The 18,130-nt window shown below is 56.2% G+C and carries 20 protein-coding genes; 13 read left to right on the forward strand and 7 right to left on the reverse strand.

What is annotated here, in order from left to right:
* Positions 1 to 17: 17 nt before the first annotated feature.
* From ilvD to ACXJGX_RS05850, 4 genes are read left to right on the forward strand one after another with little or no spacing between them, the layout of a single operon-like run.
* Positions 18 to 1,751: a dihydroxy-acid dehydratase gene (gene ilvD, locus ACXJGX_RS05835; RefSeq protein ID WP_474779588.1), complete on the forward strand. Its 1,734-nt coding sequence runs from the start codon at positions 18 to 20 to the stop codon at positions 1,749 to 1,751.
* A 4-nt stretch (positions 1,752 to 1,755) separates the two neighbouring features.
* On the forward strand, positions 1,756 to 2,364 hold the full coding sequence (locus ACXJGX_RS05840; RefSeq protein ID WP_474779589.1) for a dihydroxy-acid dehydratase: 609 nt from the start codon (positions 1,756 to 1,758) through the stop codon (positions 2,362 to 2,364).
* A gap of 55 nt (positions 2,365 to 2,419) precedes the next feature.
* Positions 2,420 to 3,187, forward strand: coding sequence for a DUF6478 family protein (locus ACXJGX_RS05845; RefSeq protein ID WP_474779591.1), 768 nt, complete (start codon positions 2,420 to 2,422; stop codon positions 3,185 to 3,187).
* 18 nt (positions 3,188 to 3,205) lie between these two features.
* A complete protein-coding gene (locus ACXJGX_RS05850; RefSeq protein ID WP_474779593.1) occupies positions 3,206 to 3,577 on the forward strand; it encodes a hypothetical protein in 372 nt (123 codons plus the stop codon).
* Positions 3,578 to 3,652: 75 nt separating this feature from the next.
* Here the strand turns inward: ACXJGX_RS05850 and ACXJGX_RS05855 are convergent, their stop codons facing one another.
* Together ACXJGX_RS05855 and ACXJGX_RS05860 are read right to left on the reverse strand one after the other, a co-directional pair.
* Positions 3,653 to 4,489 carry a DUF481 domain-containing protein gene (locus tag ACXJGX_RS05855; RefSeq protein WP_474779595.1) on the reverse strand — a complete coding sequence of 279 codons (837 nt, stop codon included), beginning with the start codon at positions 4,487 to 4,489 and terminating at the stop codon, positions 3,653 to 3,655.
* Positions 4,490 to 4,617: 128 nt separating this feature from the next.
* The gene (locus ACXJGX_RS05860; RefSeq protein ID WP_474779597.1) at positions 4,618 to 5,553 is read right to left on the reverse strand and encodes a LysR family transcriptional regulator; all 936 of its coding nucleotides are present in this window, start codon (positions 5,551 to 5,553) and stop codon (positions 4,618 to 4,620) included.
* A gap of 162 nt (positions 5,554 to 5,715) precedes the next feature.
* Here ACXJGX_RS05860 and ACXJGX_RS05865 point away from each other — a divergent pair, with 162 nt between their 5' ends.
* The 3 genes from ACXJGX_RS05865 (at position 5,716) to ACXJGX_RS05875 (ending at position 9,616) form a co-directional block, all read left to right on the forward strand.
* Positions 5,716 to 7,740, forward strand: coding sequence for an oxidoreductase (locus ACXJGX_RS05865; protein ID WP_474779599.1), 2,025 nt, complete (start codon positions 5,716 to 5,718; stop codon positions 7,738 to 7,740).
* A gap of 151 nt (positions 7,741 to 7,891) precedes the next feature.
* Entirely contained in the window at positions 7,892 to 8,797 is a 906-nt protein-coding gene (locus tag ACXJGX_RS05870) for a LysR family transcriptional regulator (protein ID WP_474779601.1), read from the forward strand.
* Between the two features lie 81 nt (positions 8,798 to 8,878).
* Positions 8,879 to 9,616: a GGDEF domain-containing protein gene (locus ACXJGX_RS05875; RefSeq protein WP_474779603.1), complete on the forward strand. Its 738-nt coding sequence runs from the start codon at positions 8,879 to 8,881 to the stop codon at positions 9,614 to 9,616.
* Between the two features lie 4 nt (positions 9,617 to 9,620).
* Here the strand turns inward: ACXJGX_RS05875 and ACXJGX_RS05880 are convergent, their stop codons facing one another.
* The 3 genes from ACXJGX_RS05880 to ACXJGX_RS05890 are packed head-to-tail and all read right to left on the reverse strand — an operon-like array spanning position 9,621 to position 12,041.
* Positions 9,621 to 10,592 carry an OmpA family protein gene (locus tag ACXJGX_RS05880; protein WP_474779605.1) on the reverse strand — a complete coding sequence of 324 codons (972 nt, stop codon included), beginning with the start codon at positions 10,590 to 10,592 and terminating at the stop codon, positions 9,621 to 9,623.
* Positions 10,593 to 10,596: 4 nt separating this feature from the next.
* Positions 10,597 to 11,322, reverse strand: coding sequence for a GNAT family N-acetyltransferase (locus tag ACXJGX_RS05885; RefSeq protein WP_474779607.1), 726 nt, complete (start codon positions 11,320 to 11,322; stop codon positions 10,597 to 10,599).
* Positions 11,319 to 12,041 (reverse strand): competence/damage-inducible protein A, encoded by a 723-nt coding sequence (locus ACXJGX_RS05890; RefSeq protein WP_474779609.1) that lies wholly within the window; start codon positions 12,039 to 12,041, stop codon positions 11,319 to 11,321. The genes ACXJGX_RS05885 and ACXJGX_RS05890 overlap by 4 nt, the downstream gene beginning before the upstream one ends.
* Before the next feature lie 42 nt (positions 12,042 to 12,083).
* On the opposite strand from ACXJGX_RS05890, the gene sfsA reads away from it, so the two are divergent.
* From sfsA to ACXJGX_RS05905, 3 genes are all read left to right on the forward strand, one after another.
* Entirely contained in the window at positions 12,084 to 12,785 is a 702-nt protein-coding gene (sfsA, locus tag ACXJGX_RS05895; protein WP_474779611.1) for a DNA/RNA nuclease SfsA, read from the forward strand.
* Between the two features lie 53 nt (positions 12,786 to 12,838).
* Entirely contained in the window at positions 12,839 to 13,711 is an 873-nt protein-coding gene (gene map, locus ACXJGX_RS05900) for a type I methionyl aminopeptidase (protein WP_474779613.1), read from the forward strand.
* 104 nt (positions 13,712 to 13,815) lie between these two features.
* The gene (locus ACXJGX_RS05905; protein WP_474779615.1) at positions 13,816 to 14,853 is read left to right on the forward strand and encodes a TRAP transporter substrate-binding protein; all 1,038 of its coding nucleotides are present in this window, start codon (positions 13,816 to 13,818) and stop codon (positions 14,851 to 14,853) included.
* A gap of 63 nt (positions 14,854 to 14,916) precedes the next feature.
* Here the strand turns inward: ACXJGX_RS05905 and ACXJGX_RS05910 are convergent, their stop codons facing one another.
* The gene (locus ACXJGX_RS05910) at positions 14,917 to 15,915 is read right to left on the reverse strand and encodes a polyprenyl synthetase family protein (protein WP_474779617.1); all 999 of its coding nucleotides are present in this window, start codon (positions 15,913 to 15,915) and stop codon (positions 14,917 to 14,919) included.
* Between the two features lie 54 nt (positions 15,916 to 15,969).
* Here ACXJGX_RS05910 and ACXJGX_RS05915 point away from each other — a divergent pair, with 54 nt between their 5' ends.
* The 3 genes from ACXJGX_RS05915 to ACXJGX_RS05925 all read left to right on the forward strand — a co-directional run bounded on the left by ACXJGX_RS05915 (position 15,970) and on the right by ACXJGX_RS05925 (position 17,222).
* On the forward strand, positions 15,970 to 16,188 hold the full coding sequence (locus tag ACXJGX_RS05915; RefSeq protein WP_474779619.1) for a putative signal transducing protein: 219 nt from the start codon (positions 15,970 to 15,972) through the stop codon (positions 16,186 to 16,188).
* A complete protein-coding gene (locus ACXJGX_RS05920; RefSeq protein ID WP_474779621.1) occupies positions 16,181 to 16,936 on the forward strand; it encodes a tRNA1(Val) (adenine(37)-N6)-methyltransferase in 756 nt (251 codons plus the stop codon). Before ACXJGX_RS05915 ends, ACXJGX_RS05920 begins: the two co-directional genes overlap by 8 nt.
* Before the next feature lie 118 nt (positions 16,937 to 17,054).
* Positions 17,055 to 17,222, forward strand: a complete 168-nt coding sequence (locus ACXJGX_RS05925; protein ID WP_474779623.1) for a YdcH family protein — start codon at positions 17,055 to 17,057, stop codon at positions 17,220 to 17,222.
* A gap of 170 nt (positions 17,223 to 17,392) precedes the next feature.
* On the opposite strand, the gene phbB is transcribed toward ACXJGX_RS05925, so the two are convergent.
* Positions 17,393 to 18,118, reverse strand: a complete 726-nt coding sequence (gene phbB, locus ACXJGX_RS05930) for an acetoacetyl-CoA reductase (protein WP_474779625.1) — start codon at positions 18,116 to 18,118, stop codon at positions 17,393 to 17,395.
* Positions 18,119 to 18,130 lie beyond the last annotated feature (12 nt).

The following is an 18,130-nucleotide window of genomic DNA, read 5'->3' on the forward strand; positions in this document are numbered from 1 at the left end:
TCCCGGGAGATAAGCCAATGCTTAAAGGCAAAGCCGACAAAACCAACCTACCTAGCCGCCACGTGACCGAAGGCCCAAGCCGTGCGCCGCACCGGTCGTATTTCTATGCGATGGGTCTGGACGAAGACGATATTGCGCAGCCGTTTGTTGGTGTTGCCACCTGCTGGAACGAAGCCGCGCCTTGCAATATTTCGCTGAACCGTCAGGCGCAGGCTGTGAAGATGGGCGTCAAAGCCGCATTTGGCACCCCCCGCGAATTTACGACCATCACCGTCACCGATGGCATCGCGATGGGCCACGAAGGCATGCGGTCATCGCTTGCGTCGCGTGAAGCCATTGCCGACACCGTTGAATTGACCATGCGCGGTCACTGCTATGACGCGATTGTGGGACTTGCGGGCTGTGACAAATCGCTGCCGGGTATGATGATGGCGATGGTGCGCCTGAACACGCCGTCTGTATTTATTTACGGTGGGTCGATCCTGCCGGGCCGGTTGAACGGCAAAGACGTCACTGTTCAAGACGTCTTTGAAGCAGTAGGCCAGCACCAAGCCGGGAATATGTCCGACGCAGAACTGGAAATCCTAGAGCGCGTCGCCTGCCCATCTGCGGGTGCCTGTGGCGGCCAGTTCACCGCCAACACCATGGCCTGTGTCTCGGAAGCGATCGGCCTTGCGTTGATGAATTCGTCGGGCGCCCCTGCCCCCTATGAAAGCCGCGACCAATATGGCGAAGCCTCTGGTCAGGCCGTGATGAACCTGATCGCCAAGAACATTCGCGCCCGTGACATCGTCACACGCAAATCGCTGGAAAACGCCGCCCGTATCGTCGCCTGTACCGGTGGATCGACCAATGCTGGCCTGCACCTGCCTGCCATTGCGCATGAGGCCGGCATCGACTTTGACCTGTTCGACGTCTGTGACATTTTCCATGACACGCCTTATTTCGTCGACCTGAAACCGGGCGGCCAATATGTTGCCAAAGACCTTTACGAGGCGGGCGGCGTCCCTGTCGTGCTGAAGGAATTGCGCAAAGCCGGCCTCATCCACGAAGACTGCATGACCGCATCCGGCCGGACCATGGGCGAAGAACTGGACATGATCCGCGGCGAAGCTGACAATAAGGTCATCTATTCGGTCGAAAACCCGCTGACCAAAACCGGCGGCGTTGTCGGCCTGAAGGGCAACCTTGCCCCCGAAGGTGCGATTGTGAAGGTTGCGGGAATGAACACCCAAGAACAAACCTTTACCGGTCCGGCCCGCGTGTTTGAATGCGAAGAAGATGCATTTGAGGCGGTCAAAGCCCGTAAATACGAAGAAGGCGAAGTATTGGTCATCCGCAACGAAGGCCCCGCTGGTGGTCCGGGCATGCGTGAAATGTTGTCCACAACCGCTGCCCTGTCGGGCCAAGGCATGGGTAAAAAAGTCGCCCTCATCACAGACGGACGTTTCTCGGGTGCAACCCGTGGTTTCTGTGTTGGCCACGTTGGCCCAGAAGCAGCGCACGGCGGTCCGATTGCACTGCTGAAAGATGGTGATGTGATCACGATTAACGCCATTACAGGTGAATTGTCTGTTGATTTGACCGATGACGTTCTGGCCGCGCGCAAAGCCGACTGGAAAGGTCCAAAGGACACGATCTATGCGTCGGGTGCACTTTGGAAATATGCGCAGCTGGTCGGATCGACACGTCTGGGCGCCGTAACCCATCCGGGCGCCAAGGCCGAAAAACATATCTACATGGATCTGTAGGCCGATGTTTCATCGACTTGCCGGTTTGACCGGGGTGCTCGCAATCGCCGCCTGCACCCCGGTTACGCCGCAAAAAACTGTTGTGCTTGTGGACGGCGATGTCTTCGCACAGATGCCCGCCGGGTATTGTGTGGATATCGCGGCAAGTCGCGCGCGTGACGGGTTTGCTGTTGTCGCCCCCTGCGTCACCTTGGGCGAAGCAGAGGCGGTTCCCTTGGCGATCGGCATTGCGACCATTCAGGTTGGCGCGCAAGGCACGGCAAGTGTCGCGGGCAATGAAACCCAGATGCGCGACTTTTTTAATTCGGATGCGGGTGCGGCGTTACTTAGCAGCGATGGCCGTGCTGGCAGCATTGATGTGATCAGTGCTCGTGCAGTTTCGGGGCGCGTATCCGTTCACTTTAAAGACAGTGAAACACCGCCGATGGCCGGGCAACAAGACCAGGAATGGCGCACGTTTAAGGACGTAAACGGCCGCCTTGTGACGATTGCGCTGCGGGGGTTGGCCGCGGCGCCTCTGGATACCAATATGGCTGATTGGCTGCTGGGCATGTTCGCTGACGGCATAAAGCCCGCAACCACAACCCCCGCAAACCAAGCACCCGACAATTAACTTTTCTTGTGATACGTTGTGGGCATGACGCACCCCAAAAAGGCATACGCGCGCGATGACCCTGAACGATAGCTTTGGAAAATTGCTGCACCGCTTCATGTTGCGTCATTGGAAACGTGTATCACGGTTATCGCCGGATGCCGAACTTGCGTCCTTACGCGCAAGGCGCCAACAGGCGCGCCAACTGTCAATCCCGTTGCAAGAACTGATCACCATCGCTGACAGCCGACTGGCGATCCCGCGCATCGGATCAACCACATTTCCGCGCCCAGCCGGCACCGATTGGGCATGGCGGCCGATGGCGTGGCGTGCAGGCCTGACAAAACGCGGTCTGGCTCCGGCGCTGAATAAGGCAAAAATCGGCGACGAGATTGTTGTCTTTCACGATTGCACCCGGTCGGAAATCGCGATCACACAGCAACGCAACAGGCGCGAAGATGACCTTGCGCCTTACGGGTTAACCGTTGAAACCTATCATTTTGATGGCAGTTTTCTGTCTTTGGCGCTTGATTTGCCGGATGCGGCCTGTGTCGGCCTGCAAAAACGTCACATCGTGCAATTGTCGGCGCTGATCTCTCGCGAAGCCCCAATCACCATCTATGCACGCCTTAACGTGAAGCATGGTCCAAATACAGAACAGGTCATGTTGACGCTGCCGCACGAAAACGGCGAGATATCCATTGCCTTTGATCTGGCATATACGCAATTGAACGAAAAACGCACCGAGAAGATGTGGATCGACCTGATGTTTGAAAACCCTGCGATGAACAACATTGTTATTCGCGACCTTCACATCTGTCGCTATCCACGTGCCGCGATATAGCGCCAAAAAGGGACTGCGATGACTTCTTACACGTTGACAAAAACCCAACTGATCGGCGGCATCTGGCAGGGTATTTTGACGGGCGCTGACGACGCCATGCCCACACTGGTTGTCACACACGAAGGGCAGCAGCTAGACGGTATTCAGCTTGTTCGGGATGCGCCAAACAGCCGATGGTATGTGACGTTTCAGATCCCCGTTGCATTGATTAGCGACGGGATTCAGACTTTTGTAATCAGCGATGAAAAAGGCCATACACTGTCTAGCTTTGCGCTGCTTTCCGGCGAAGCCTTGGCCGAAGATATCCGTGCCGAAGTTGATTTGTTGCGCAGCGAATTAGACCTGCTTAAACAAGCGTTCCGCAAACAATTTCACGATACCCAAACATAAACAGACGGCAGTTTTCACTGCCGTCTGTGGTCTTCAATGATCCGTCACCAGAGGCTTGGGACACTGATCACGCGATCAGTTGAAGTTGTAGATTACCGACACACCCAATGTGTTCACACCTTCGGACAGGTCAGCGTCTGTTTCGCTGTTGTACGATGTTGTGTAGCCAGTCCGCAGCGACAGCGTGTCTGTCATCGCTACGTTCAGCGCCAATTCGTTGACCAGCGTTGTTGCTGTTTCCGAATAGATCACGTCGGTATCGTTCGTGATATAAGTTGTATCGGTCAGACCTTTGAAGATGTTCGAAGACACCGATGCTGCTGCTTCGGATACGTTGGCCATATCAACGCGCTTTGCCACACGGTATCCGGGCCCCGCTTGAACCGACCACTGCATGTCTGCACTGTTATAGATACGGTAACCAAGACCGGCGCCGACAAAGACGTCTTGTGTAAAGTCGCCAGCGGTATCGGCCATGTTGTCAAAGCCTGCTTCGATTTTGCCATAGGCAAAAACGGTCGATGTCAGATCACGACGATAGTCGATCCCGGCCAGCAGCGTGTCTTCGGTTTTGACACCATCGGTTTCGCCGTAAGCAAGCGTTGCAGTCACGTCGATACCGTTCACGCCATCATAGGTGCCGTAGCGCAGGCCAAGCCCGATGTCGGTCGTGGTGCCATCGTCGTCTTTGACAGACGTTCCGCGCAGCGCAACCGAACCATATGCGCCCAATTCACGGCCTTCGTTGCCAAAACGACCGATATCGCGATCACGATCCTCTTCGATAGCCTCTTCCAGATCTTCAACTGAATCGACAGAGGCATCGGCGTTCGAGAATGCTGTGGTTTGCGCGGCACCGGCTGTTGCGACAAAGGCGCTGATCACAGCAATGATAAATGTGTTGTTGGTCATGGGTCTATCCTCTCCCAAAAAGGTGACCCGCCCTATTTCCAGAACGGGAGCATCTCTGCTAGGGATTGCCTAAAGACGTCTTATCAATAAGAGAAATTCAAAATAATCATGCTTAAAACGATATTTTGTTATTTAATGTCGTGATCTGTTCCCAAAACGTCAACATCATGGTCTCCGCTGATGTCACGCAACCGCGCGAGGACAGCATCACCGTCCGCTTCTGCGCCATGGGCGACCCGGTGCAGGATGCTGTCGGCAGTCTGGCGAATTTCGGGGTCCAGGTCTTCGCGCCATACAGCCCAAACGGGGTAGGGAAAGCGTGGTGCATCGGGGACCAGATGCAGTTGGCCGGAATCAAGGTATTTTTTGACGTAGCGCGCAGGCAAATACGCGGCCCCGTCGCGGTTCACGACAAATTCGGCAACCATTGCGCCCAATGAAAACGTGAGGCCCGGGTTGGTCAGGTCGGGCAAGGCCAGCGCGTGCGCGGTCACAAATTCTGGCCCCCAGTCGACAAAGACATACTTCCCCTTGAGGTCCATCGTCGGGTCCGGCCAAGACGCAACCAACACCAGCTCCTCCTCCAGAACATGCTCTGCGACCAGCCCCGGACGCAGTTGCGGCATATAAAACAGCCCCACCTGCATGATGCCTTCCATCAGAAAACGGGTGAGCCGGTCGGGCATGCCCAGTTCGGCGCGAATGTTCAGGTCAGGCATTTCGGCGCGCAAGCCGTCAATCAGGCGAAACCCTAACCGCGGCCACAGGGAATATTGTGCGCCTATGGTCAGGCTGCGTGTAAATCCGGCGGGGATGGCAACCTGTTGACGCGCTTCTTCCCACACGCGGATCATCGATTGGGCGTAGCGTTCAAATTCTCGGCCGGCATTGGTAAGCTCCGCCCCCGCCTTGGACCGCGTAAACATTTGCTTGCCCAAGGTGTCTTCGAGGCGCTGAATACGCAAAGACACGGCCGATTGCGTGACATAAAGCCGATCAGACGCCGACACAAATGACCCTGTCGCCGCCACCTCGAGAAAGGTTTTTAGCAAAGTGATGTCCATGTCTGCCTCCTGTTGTAATTATTTAGGCTACTCTGGTTTCATATGTGCAATCCGCGCGACATTCACCCATGATATTTCCATATGCCACAGCGACCTGACGCCACGTAGACAGTGACGTGCGCGTCAACTTGCGCCATGATTTGCCAAAATGGGAGGCACGCAATGACCGATTATCCACATCTTTTGGCACCGCTTGATCTGGGGTTTACGACGCTGAAAAACCGCGTGCTGATGGGGTCGATGCACACCGGGCTTGAGGAAACCAAAGACTGGAACCGCGTCGCCGAATTTTATGCGGCACGCGCCCGCGGCGGGGTTGCGTTGATGGTCACAGGCGGCATTGCGCCCAACCCTGAAGGCGGCGTTTTTCCCGGGGCGGCAGGGCTTTATACACCCGCAGATATCGACAACCACCGCATCGTCACGGACCGCGTACACGACGCGGGTGGCAAGATCGCGATGCAAATCCTGCATGCGGGCCGTTATGCCTATAGCCCCAAATGCGTGGCCCCCTCTGCCATCAAATCCCCGATTTCACCTTTTCCACCACAAGAGCTTGATGCGGATGGTATCGAAAAGCAAATCGCCGATATGGTGACCGCCGCCATCCGCGCCCAAGAGGCAGGCTATGACGGCGTCGAGGTGATGGGATCAGAAGGATATTTCCTAAATCAATTCCTCGTTACGCATACCAATAAGCGTGACGATGGATGGGGCGGATCCTATGAGAACCGCATGCGCCTGCCCGTCGAAGTCGTGCGCCGGGTCCGTGCGGCCGTTGGACCCCATTTCATTGTGATCTACCGCCTGTCCATGATTGATCTGGTGCCCAATGGATCCACTTGGGAAGAGGTCGTGCAACTGGCCAAAGCGGTCGAGGCCGCAGGCGCCACAATTTTAAACACAGGTATCGGCTGGCACGAGGCCCGAATTCCGACGATCGCAACATCGGTGCCTCGCCGTGCTTTTACATGGGTCACAAAAAAGCTGATGGGCGAAGTTTCGATTCCGATCATCACATCAAACCGGATCAACATGCCGGATGTGGCTGAAAACGTGCTTGCGGATGGCTGTGCCGATATAGTCAGCATGGCGCGCCCCTTTTTGGCCGATCCCGATTTCGTGGCCAAGGCCGCGGCGGGTCGGGCCGCGATGATTGCGCCGTGTATTGCGTGCAACCAAGCATGCCTTGACCACACATTTAGCGGCAAGTTGACATCATGTCTGGTGAACCCGCGCGCCTGTCACGAAACCGAATTAACCATCGCGCCCACCGCGACACCCAAAAAAATTGCCGTCGTGGGTGCCGGACCCGCCGGGCTGTCCGCTGCATTGACGGCAGACGCGCGTGGGCATCACGTCACGATTTTCGATAAATCCGATGTGTTAGGCGGCCAGTTGAATATGGCTAAACAAGTCCCCGGCAAAGAAGAATTCTGGGGTTTGGTCGATTATTATGACGCCATGGTCGCGGCGTCTGGCATCACGCTGAACCTTGGCACAACCGCCACCCCCCAGATGCTAAACGGGTTTGACGACATCATCATCGCCACCGGCGTTGCCCCGCGCGACCCGCATATACCGGGACAAGATGGACCCAATGTGCTGTCCTATATTGATGTATTGCGCGGCAAAGCCCCTGTGGGCGACCGTGTTGCGGTGATTGGTGCCGGCGGGATCGGGTTTGACGTCGCCGAGTATCTGGTGACCGCAGACAGTCCGACCGAAAACCTCGCAGAATGGCTGCATGAATGGGGCGTGAGCGACCCGGCGGTAAATCGTGGTGGGTTGCACCCCGATGGGGCACAGCCAGACGCGCCGGTCCGGCAGGTCACGCTGCTACAGCGCAAGTCGGAAAAGCTTGGCAAACGGTTGGGCAAAACAACCGGTTGGATTCACCGCGCTGGCCTGCAAATGAAGCACGTACAGATGGTGGGCGGCGTGAACTATGAAAAAATCGATGCGCAAGGGCTGCATGTGACGACAGGTGAAGCGCGCGAAAATCCGCGGTTGATTGCCGTAGATACAATTGTGCTTTGTGCCGGGCAGGTTCCTGAACGCGGCCTTGCTGATGAGCTGATCGATATGGGCCGGACGGTCCACGTGATCGGCGGGGCAGATGTCGCGGCGGAACTGGATGCCAAACGCGCGATCAATCAAGGCACACGATTGGCAGCGACGTTATAATTTTACACCAATTGTGACGTTTTACGCACCAATTCACACCATGCTTATGACAAATTAGCGGTGATACCGCAGATTTGTCAGGCATTCGTCCCATTCCCGCCTGATTTCAAACGCTATAACACCTGAGATTATTTGACTTTAGGAAGCGCGTATGGATCGTCTGACCGAAATGGAAGCCTTTGCCACAGTTGTTGACCAAGGCGGTTTCACGGACGCAGCCAAAAAAATGGGCATCTCGAAATCGGCGGTGTCGAAACATGTGTCCGCTCTTGAGGCACGGTTAGGTGCCCGCCTGCTGAACCGCACGACCCGGCGTGTTAGCCCGACCGAAATCGGCCTTGCCTATTATGATCGCGCGCGGCGGGTGCTAAATGATGCCGGTGAAGCAGACGCGTTGGTCACGTCGATGCAATCAGCACCATCGGGGCTGTTGCGGATCAGCGTTGCGACAGATTTCGGGGTTAATCATTTGTCGCCGGTTTTGGGGACCTTCTTAAGCGAATTCCCTGATATCACTGTGAACATGGTGCTGAACAATCGCTACGTCGAGCTGATATCAGAAGGGTTCGATATGGCGGTGCGAATCGGTGAACTGGAAGACAGCACACTGCAGGCGCGCAAATTGACTGAAACGAACCGACGGATGATCGCAAGCCCTGCATATTTTGAACAATACGGCCGCCCCGAAAAGATCGATGACCTGAACAACCACAAGTTGCTGCACTATTCCAATCAGTCAAATTCGGCAGTCTGGAAGTTGACAGCACCGTCTGGTGAAAAACGGCAAGTGCGCACCGCAGGTTGGTTGACCGTGAACGATGGGCAGTCGTTGTTGAATGCATGTATTGGGGGTCTTGGCATCGCGTATTTGCCGAATTTTCTGTACGCAGATGCAATGCGTAACGGATTGGTCGAAGAAGCGATCCCCGAGCTTCCGGTCGAAACCCAAGGCATTTACGCAGTCTATCCACCGGGCCGGTTCACACAACCTAAGGTGCGCGCGTTCATCGACTTTTTGGCGCATGCCTTCGCGGATAAGGGCCCGAACGCCTGGTAAACGGTGCGAAGTAAGAAACAGTTAAAGATTTAGTCACACATTGCCCCCTACTGTTCTGTACTCATGAACAGGACAGGCGCCATGGACAAGTTGATGCACCGGCTAGAACTGCGCGGCATGCTCGGTGTGGCGACCGCGTTCCTGCTTTCGGTGTCTCTGGTTGCGCTCGCAAACTACGGGTTCGCAAAACTGTATGGTATTACCGACATCCTGCCAGCGTCCCTATATTTCGCGCACGCGGTTTTTGTTGGTGGCCCGTTCGCGGTAATGGTTTTGACCATCATCATGTATCAACTGCGTTTGCAACGGAAGCTATGGGTGCTGTCGCGCAAAGATGGGCTGACGGGTATCAATAACAGACGTACATTCCTTGAATCCACGCGTCGGCGTCTAGGCGAAGGTAAAACGGGTGTTTTTCTGCTGCTAGATGCCGACAATTTCAAGGTGATCAACGATACATATGGTCATCAGGCTGGTGACAACTGCCTGAAAGCCATTGCCTTCACGCTTGAGGGAAGCGTGCGCCAGAATGACGTTGTGGGGCGCATCGGGGGCGAAGAGTTCGCAATATTTCTGAGCGACACAACACTGGCCCAAGCCAAGGTTATTGGCGAACGGCTGACAAAGCCAATCAGCTTTCAGATCAGCACAGATCAACCGCAGACGTTCTGGGTGACACTTTCTGTGGGCGCTGCGTTGCATTGTCCCGATACGTCGCTTGATGCGCTGATCGCACATGCAGACGAGGCGCTATATCATGCAAAGCACAACGGGCGCGCGCGGCTTGAGGTTTGGACAGATTTGGCCTGCAGTGCCTAGAGGATCAAGGTTGAACCGACGTGATAATGACCTCGACACGCCGGTTTTCCTCTCGGCCTGCGTCAGTCTGGTTGTTGGCAATCGGCGCCAGATAACCCATGCCTTCGGCGGCGACCTGAGACCGGTTAACCCCGTATTGCGCAATCAGGCGCTCGCGCACAGATCCCGCCCGGCGTTTTGACAGCGCGATATTCGCGTCCAAGCTACCTTCGGCATCGGTATGGCCGACCAACGCGACCTGCAAATCCGGCGCCGCGGCAAGGTAGTCTGCCAATGCCTGAAGCGACGCGAAATCGCCATCATCCAATTGCGCCGATCCGGTATCGAACATCAGGTCCGACAAAACCGCGCGCCCGACATCATCAAGTCGGCCAGCGAGGGTTGTTGCATCCGATGTGCCGGGCGCGCGCAAGGCAGGCCCTTGGCCCATCGACACCTGCGCAGCATCGGTATTTGCCGGAGCCACATGCGTCACCTGCACGAACCCCGCACGCGCCGTTCGACTGATAAACAAGGTAAGATATTCGGGGCCATCAGCGCCGAACCGCTTGGCTGATAGAAACCGAAAATCGCCCAGATTGATCTGCATTTCGGGTGGCGGCAGCGTTGCCGTACCGAACCGAAAATCAAACCCGCCACAGGCCTCGGTTTGGCATTCAAACAAAATTTGGTAGCGGTCATTCCGCAATTGGTCGCGCAGCGGACGCAGCATTTGCAGGGTGGTCAGCGCCTGCGCATTGATGCGCCATGCCTGCTGGATGACTTGCCCCTCGACGACGTCTGCCGGCAAAATATCATTTGCCCAAATGCCCGTTGGCACAGCATAGCTATCAAGCGGGCTGATATGTTCGATTTGAAGGTTTGCATTGCTTGGAAAACTGAGTGTCTGCGCCCGCGCCGCGCCAGCAACCACCACCATAAAAATAACTGCAAAACAAAGCTGCAGGACTTGCTGGGCTTGGGTGCGTGGGGTCAACGTATCACTCCGACAGAATCCGATAGTGGTATTGTCCCACAAGGGTCATTCCGAGGGAATTATAGAGCGCATTTGCACCGCTATTTTCCTGCGTTGTGACCAACGTCATATAGGTGGCACCTTGCGCCTGCGCCCAAACCGCCGCCGCCTGCGTTAAGTCCCGCGCGAGCCCCATACGACGGTGGCTTTTTGCAACCTCAAGGGCGTGGATCATGGCGCAATTTGCGGCAATCGCGACATACGCTGTGCCAGCGGCAACACCGTCAATGCGCCCTAAAATGGTTGTCTTGGGGTCACGCGCCCGGTCCATAATCGCTATCCGCCCAAGACCCACGCCACCCGCCGCCCAGATTGCGACCTGTTCCGCCTGTGGCGGCCAAACTTCGGACGTGCGGTCCGCAGACGGGCCACCCGCCGCAATTTTTGCAATGTCGGCGGCATACATATTGACCGGGTCTTTGATGGTGTAGCCACGCGCGGCCAACACCGCGTCAAGCCTGTCTTCGCCATGACGCAGCATGAAAATAGGGCGCTGGCCGCCATCGATCATCGCGGCTTCGGCGGTCACAATGTCACGGTCTTCAAAGGCAAGTTCCGCTGTTGCTGCATTGACCCTGCTGCTGTTGCTGTCGTCTAGGCGCACGGTCCACGGACCCATCGCCTGTTTGACCGCAGCGGGCCATGTTCCGTCGATTACCGCGTAAAGTTTTTGTGCGTCAGGCAAATTCATACGCCGAAAACCTTTTTTAATGCTGCGAATGCAACATCAAGACGGGTCGTGTCTTGGCCGCGCAGCACCAGATTGGTGCCGTGTATCCCATCCTTTTGAAACGGATAAGACCCAACAGAAAGGTCGGCGTATGCTTGCGCAAATGCCGTTAAGGGGGCCGCGACATCGCCTTCGCCTTGCAGCAAGGGCAGTGTGCGCGACTGCAAAGGTGCACCGCCGGTCATTTTCGGCAGGACGCTTGCGACCATTGCCTGAAACACCGATGGCACACCGGCCATCACATGCACATTTCCCAAACTGAAACCTGGCGCCACACTGACGGGGTTATCGATCAGCGTCGCACCATCGGGAATCCGTGCCATGCGCAGGCGCGCCGCGTTCAGTTCTTTGCCGGACCGGTCGTAATGGTTCTGCAACAGCGCGCGCGCGTCGTCGCGCACGTCGATAGGCGTGTCAAACGCCGCCGCAATGCAGTCTGCGGTAATGTCATCGTGGGTCGGCCCGATGCCGCCGCTGGTGAACACATGGTCATACGCCTCGGCCAGCGCCTGAACTGCGGCAATAATTGCGGGGCGGTCGTCGCTGACGACCCGCACTTCGCGCAGATCAATCCCGGCTTCGGTCAGCTGTCCGGCCAGATAGTGCATATTCGCATCGCGCGTGCGCCCCGAAAGGATTTCGTCCCCGATCACAAGCATCGCAGCGGTTGGGTTAAACATGGGTGGTTCTCCTGTCTTGCGCAAATGGTTATAAGCCGCCCTATGGAATTTGCCACGCCTCTTATCCCTGCCCGTCTGATCCGCCGCTACAAACGGTTTCTGGCCGATGTCACATTGCCAGATGAAACCACAGTAACCGTTCATTGTCCGAACCCGGGTTCGATGATGGGGTTGTCCACGCCGGGTACCAAAGTGTGGCTTGAGCCCAATAGCGACCCAAAGAAAAAACTGAAATACGGCTGGCGGTTGGTCGATCACGAAAACGGGCATTTCACCGGGATCGATACATCTGTGCCGAACAAAGCGCTGAAAGCGGCGCTGAGCGCGCATCAGGTCCACGGACTGCCCCCATATGTCGCCGTCCGCCCAGAGGTGAAATACGGTGAAAATAGTCGCATCGACTTTTTGCTCAGTGGGGCAGGCAAGGACATTTATGTCGAGGTCAAAAGCGTGACCCTGTGCCGCACAAATGGTTTGGCCGAATTTCCTGACAGCGTGACGGCCCGTGGCACAAAGCATCTGCATGAACTGGCACAGATGGCCCGTGCGGGGCACCATGCCGTCATGTTTTTTCTGGTGCAGCGCACCGATTGTACAGCAATGACTTTGGCGAACGACATTGACCCGACCTATGCAAAGGCATTCGCGGATGCGCGTGCTGCGGGCGTCGTATGCCTTGCCCAATGTTGTGATATCACGCCGCGGGCGATCACGCTTGGGCATGCGATCCCACAGGTCCCCTAGCGCTTTTGCTGAAAATCGCCTATGTCGCGCTGGACATAAGAAGGAAAACGACCGTGGACACAAACAAAGGCCGCATCACGAAAGACGGAATTCGCATTTACGCAACCGAAGATTTTGCGCGGATGGCCACGGCAGGCGCGTTGGCCGCGCAAATTTTGGATGACATCGCGCCGTATGTGACCGTTGGTCAAACCACGGGCGAGCTTGATCGATTGATCAGCCAGATGGTCACCGATGCTGGCGCGATTTCCGCGACGATTGGGTACAAAGGTTATCAACACGCAAGCTGCATTTCGGTAAACCACGTCGTATGTCACGGCATCCCCGGCGCGCCAATTCCGATGGCCGCGGGCGAGACCGTGTCGAAAGACCTTGAAAAGCGGCGCCCCGATGACAGCCTGAAAGATGGCGATATCCTGAATATCGATGTGACCGTCATTGTCGATGGCTGGTTCGGGGACAGCAGCCGGATGTATGTCGCAGGCAAACCTAAACCCATCGCGTCGCGCCTGATCCAGGTAACACATGACGCACTGATGGAAGGGATAGCTGCGGCAAAGCCGGGCAACACATTTGGTGACATCGGTCATGCGATCCAAACCTTTGCAGAGGCACAGGGCATGTCGGTTGTGCGCGATTTTTGTGGTCACGGATTGGGGCGCGTGTTTCACGCACCGCCAAATGTCGTGCACTTTGGTCGCCCCGGCACCGGCGCTGTTCTGGAAGAGGGGATGTTTTTTACCATTGAGCCGATGATCAACCTCAAGCGGCCTTATGTCGAAGTCCTGAATGATGACTGGACGGCTGTGACCCGTGATAGATCCCTTTCAGCGCAATTTGAACATTCGATCGGGATCACCGCAACCGGCTGTCAGATTTTCACGCTGTCACCATCCGGCCGGTTCCATCCGACACAAGAAAGCTAAACTTTCTTTGCGAACGACTTGCAACTAGTGACGCCCATCTTTATGTAAGTGGTGTCGCTAGCGGTGGCACCCTTCCCCACATTATTGATGAAAGGATGCACACCATGCACCTGAACAAACATGCCGCATTTGCGGTTGCATTCACCATGACCGCCTCGGCCAGCTTTGCCCAGGATGTGACGCTCCGGTTCCAGCATTTTGTTTCGCCCGCCAGCGCCAACCCGACCCATTTCATGCAGCCTTGGGCGGATGCGATTGAAGAACAGTCAGAAGGCCGCATCAAGGTCGAAATCTACCCGTTTATGCAATTGGGCGGCGCGGCGCCAAATCAATATGACCTTATTCGTGATGGCGCGATTGATGGCGGATGGGTGATCCCATCCTATCAGCCGAACCGCTTTCCCGAAGTCGAAGCGCTTGAGCTGCCGTTTATGACAACCAAGTCCGCAGAGGAAGCAAGCGCTGCGGCGTGGACCTATACGCAAGACTTCCTGATGGATGATTTTGACGACGTCCATGTGATTGCGGCCCACATGCACGGCCCCGGTATCATTCACAAACGCGGTGACGCGATTGCGACGGTCGGGGATTTTGATGGCCTAAAGCTGCGCGGTCCTTCACGCCCCGCGACGATGCTTCTTACCGAATTGGGGTCAACCCCCATCGGTATGCCCGTGCCACAATTCCCGGAGGCGCTGTCCAAAGGTGTTGTGGATGGCGGCGTGATCGCATGGGAAATAGCGCCGTCGCTAAAGCTTGACGAACTGACAGACAGCCATACGGATGTCGCCGGGGATCGGTCGCTCTATAACCTGTACTTCATATGGGCGATGAACAAAGACGTGTATAACGGCATGCCCGACGACCTGCGTGCGATCATCGACGCCAATTCCGGCATGATGGCGAGCATGTGGGCAGGCCGCGCCCATGACACGGGCGATATAGTGGGTCGTGACCTCATGGCCGCCGACGGCAACGACATCGCGACATTGTCCGAGGACGAAACCGCCAGCATCATGGCATTGGGTGATCGCGTTACCGCACAATGGATCACCGAGATGAACGACAAAGGTTATGACGGTGCCGCGCTGGTCGCTGCCGCGCAGGCCGCTGTGGCCGAAAACATCGTCGTTGCCGACTAGCACAATTGCGGTACCTGCCGCCCATCGCGGCAGGTACCTTTAACCCAGCACCGTCAGTTTTGATTAGGTAATCCGCGCGACGACGTAATCGGCCAGATCAACCAACATCGTCTTCAGCGGATGATCAGGGATCACGCCCAGCGCTGATTTCGCTTTTTGCGCCCATGCGATTGCGTCCAAACGGGTCGCTTCCATCGTGCCATGTTTTGCCAAAAGGCTGATCGCGTGATCCAGATCACCGTCTTGCTGTTTGCCTTTTTGGATCGTCCTGACCCAAAAATCACGCTCGGTGGCGTCAGCAGCCGCAATGGCACGGATCACGGGCAAAGTCAGTTTTCGTTCGCGGAAATCATCGCCGACGTTTTTCCCTGTGGCTTTGGTTCCGCCGTAATCCAACAAGTCATCCACAATCTGAAACGCCACGCCCAAGGCATCACCATAATCATATAGCGCCTGTTTGGTCGCGGCGTCCTGGCCCGCGATTTCGCCGCCGACTTCCATCGCAGCCGAGAAAAGTGCCGCCGTTTTACCGCGGACCACCTGAATATAGATGTCCTCGGTCGTGGCCAGATCGCTGGCAGCGGTCAATTGCAGCACCTCGCCTTCGGCGATGGTTGCCGACGCATTGGCCAAAATATCAAGAACCCGCAAAGAGCCGGTTTCGACCATCAACTGAAAAGACCGGGCAAACAGGTAATCACCCACTAACACGCTGGAGGTATTGTCCCAAAGCAGGTTCGCGGTCGGACGTCCCCGACGCTGGCTGCTTTCGTCAACCACATCATCATGCAGCAGGGTCGCCGTGTGAATAAATTCAACGGTCGCCGCAAGGTGGATGTGGTAGGGACCGTCATAGCCACACATGCGCGCCGCCGCGAGCGTTAGCATCGGGCGCAGACGTTTGCCGCCTGCCTCGACCAAATGCGCGGTCACTTCGGGGATGCGGGGTGCGTGTTCGGATGCCATCCGCGCGCGGATCATATCGTTTACTGCGGTCATGTCGTCTGCCAGGGCAGCAGCCAATTGTTCGTGTGGTTTGGTGGCAGCTTGATCAAGGCTCATCGGCGGTTCCGTCATGTGATAGACAAAGGCAACGCCCCGTCTTAGGTCATAGGTATGAAAGAGCTTTTGCGCACCAACGACCCGACTGTCATTGCTTTTGCAACCGCCCTGCTGGACAGCGAGGGTATAGACTGCTTCACCTTCGACGTAAATATGAGCGTGCTTGAAGGCAGCATAGGCATAATGCCACGGCGGCTGATGGTGCTGGACCGTGATATGTTCATCGCCGAAGCAATAATGCGCGACGCGCAGATTGATTTAGGCCGTGAATAACGATCTGACACAAGATGACTTTCTGGGTGGCAAGCTGCGTGTGTGGCAACCGCGCAAAGGCTACCGCGCGGGCGTCGATCCTGTTTTGCTTGCCGCGAGTATTGCCGCAAAGCCGGGCCAAACAGTGTTGGAGTTGGGCTGTGGGGTTGGCGTGGCCTCGCTGTGTTTGTCGGCACGCGTTCCGGGCCTTGCGATCACGGGTGTCGAACTGCAACCTGATTACGCAGATCTTGCACGCCGGAACGCATTGGAAAACAATGCCCCGTTCGAGGTGCTGACCGCTGATTTGCGCAACCTGCCTGCCGCGTTGCGCCAGCAGAGATTCAATCATGTGATCATGAACCCACCCTATTTCGACCGCACGGCCAGTGTCGCGGCATCAAACGCGGGTCGCGATGTTGCGTTGGGGGGTGATACACCGCTGGCCGATTGGCTGGATATCGGTGCGCGGCGGGTGGGTCCGCGGGGGTATTTGACAATTATCCAGCGTATGGAGCGGCTACCCGAAGTGATTGCCGCAGTGCAGGGGCGGTTGGGCGCATTGATTCTGCGCCCGATTGCAGGTCGTGAAAACCGTGCACCTGAATTATTTTTGCTGCAAGCCCGCCAAGAGGGCCGCGCCGCATTTCGCATGACCCCGACGCTGGTCATGCACGACGGTACGGCGCATGTTGACGATCAGGAAACCTACACAACACAGGTGCGCGCAGTACTGCGCCACGGCGCCGCATTGCCCGATTGGGCTTAATCATTTGGCAATAATTTTCAAGCAGCCTGACTTCACGCTGTCTTGTAATCTTGCAGCGTGACTTTGCGTCACAAATGTGTTGCAATTGAATTATTCAAAACCCCAGAGGAGGACGACCATGAGCTTGAGTTCACACCTGCAGGAACTGAAGAAAAAACACCAATACCTCTCTGATAACGTCGAAATGATGCAGCGCAGTCCTGCAACCGACGATCTTGAAATTGCGCGGATGAAAAAGCAAAAGCTCGCGCTGAAGGAAGAGATCGCGAAACTCAGCACACACTGATGACACCTAAGGCAGTATCTGCCGAAGCGTGGGATTTAGCTGCCATAGTTGGGCACGCGTCCCCGGGTGACTGATGTCTGTGACGTCTCACGCAAAGATGCGGCCATACCACACATAAAAAGGGGCCACACCGATCGGACGTGGCCCCTTTTTATTGTCTTCGTGGTCGATCAGACCATGTACTGACCGCCGTTCGCCGTCAGGGTCGACCCGGTGATAAAGCCCGCATCATCCGACGCCAAGAAAACAACAGCCCGTGCAATTTCCGATGCTTCGCCTAAGCGGCCAACGGGAATTTGCGGTAAAATCACTTCGTTCATGACTTTTTCGGGAATCGTGCTCATCATTTCGGTATTAATGTAACCCGGCGCAACCACGTTGACGGTAATGCCAGCGCGCGCGCCTTCTTGCGCCAGCGACTTGGTAAAGCCGATGTCGCCAGCCTTGGCCGCCGCATAGTTTGCTTGGGCGAATTGACCCTTTTGACCATTGATCGAACTGATTGTGATGATCCGCCCGAATTTGCGTTCGCGCATACCGGGCCAAACGGGGTGGGTCATGTTGAACACACCTGACAGGTTGGTCGAAATAACCTCGTTCCACTGCTGTGGTGTCATTTTGTGGAATGGGGCGTCGCGGGTGATGCCAGCATTGTTGACCAAAATTTCGACCGGACCTAGATCGGCTTCGATCTGGGCGATGCCAGCTGCGCAAGCGTCATAATTCCCGACATCCCATTTATAGGTTTTGATCCCGGTTTCCGCCGTAAATGCTGCGGCTTTTTCGTCGTTCCCGGCATAAGTCGCCGCGACAGTATAGCCAGCGTCCTTAAGAGCCGTTGAAATTGCTGCGCCGATTCCGCGCGAGCCGCCAGTAACGAGGGCTACTCGTGTCATATGTCTCTCCTC

Source organism: Yoonia sp. SWMV100, assembly GCF_056108365.1.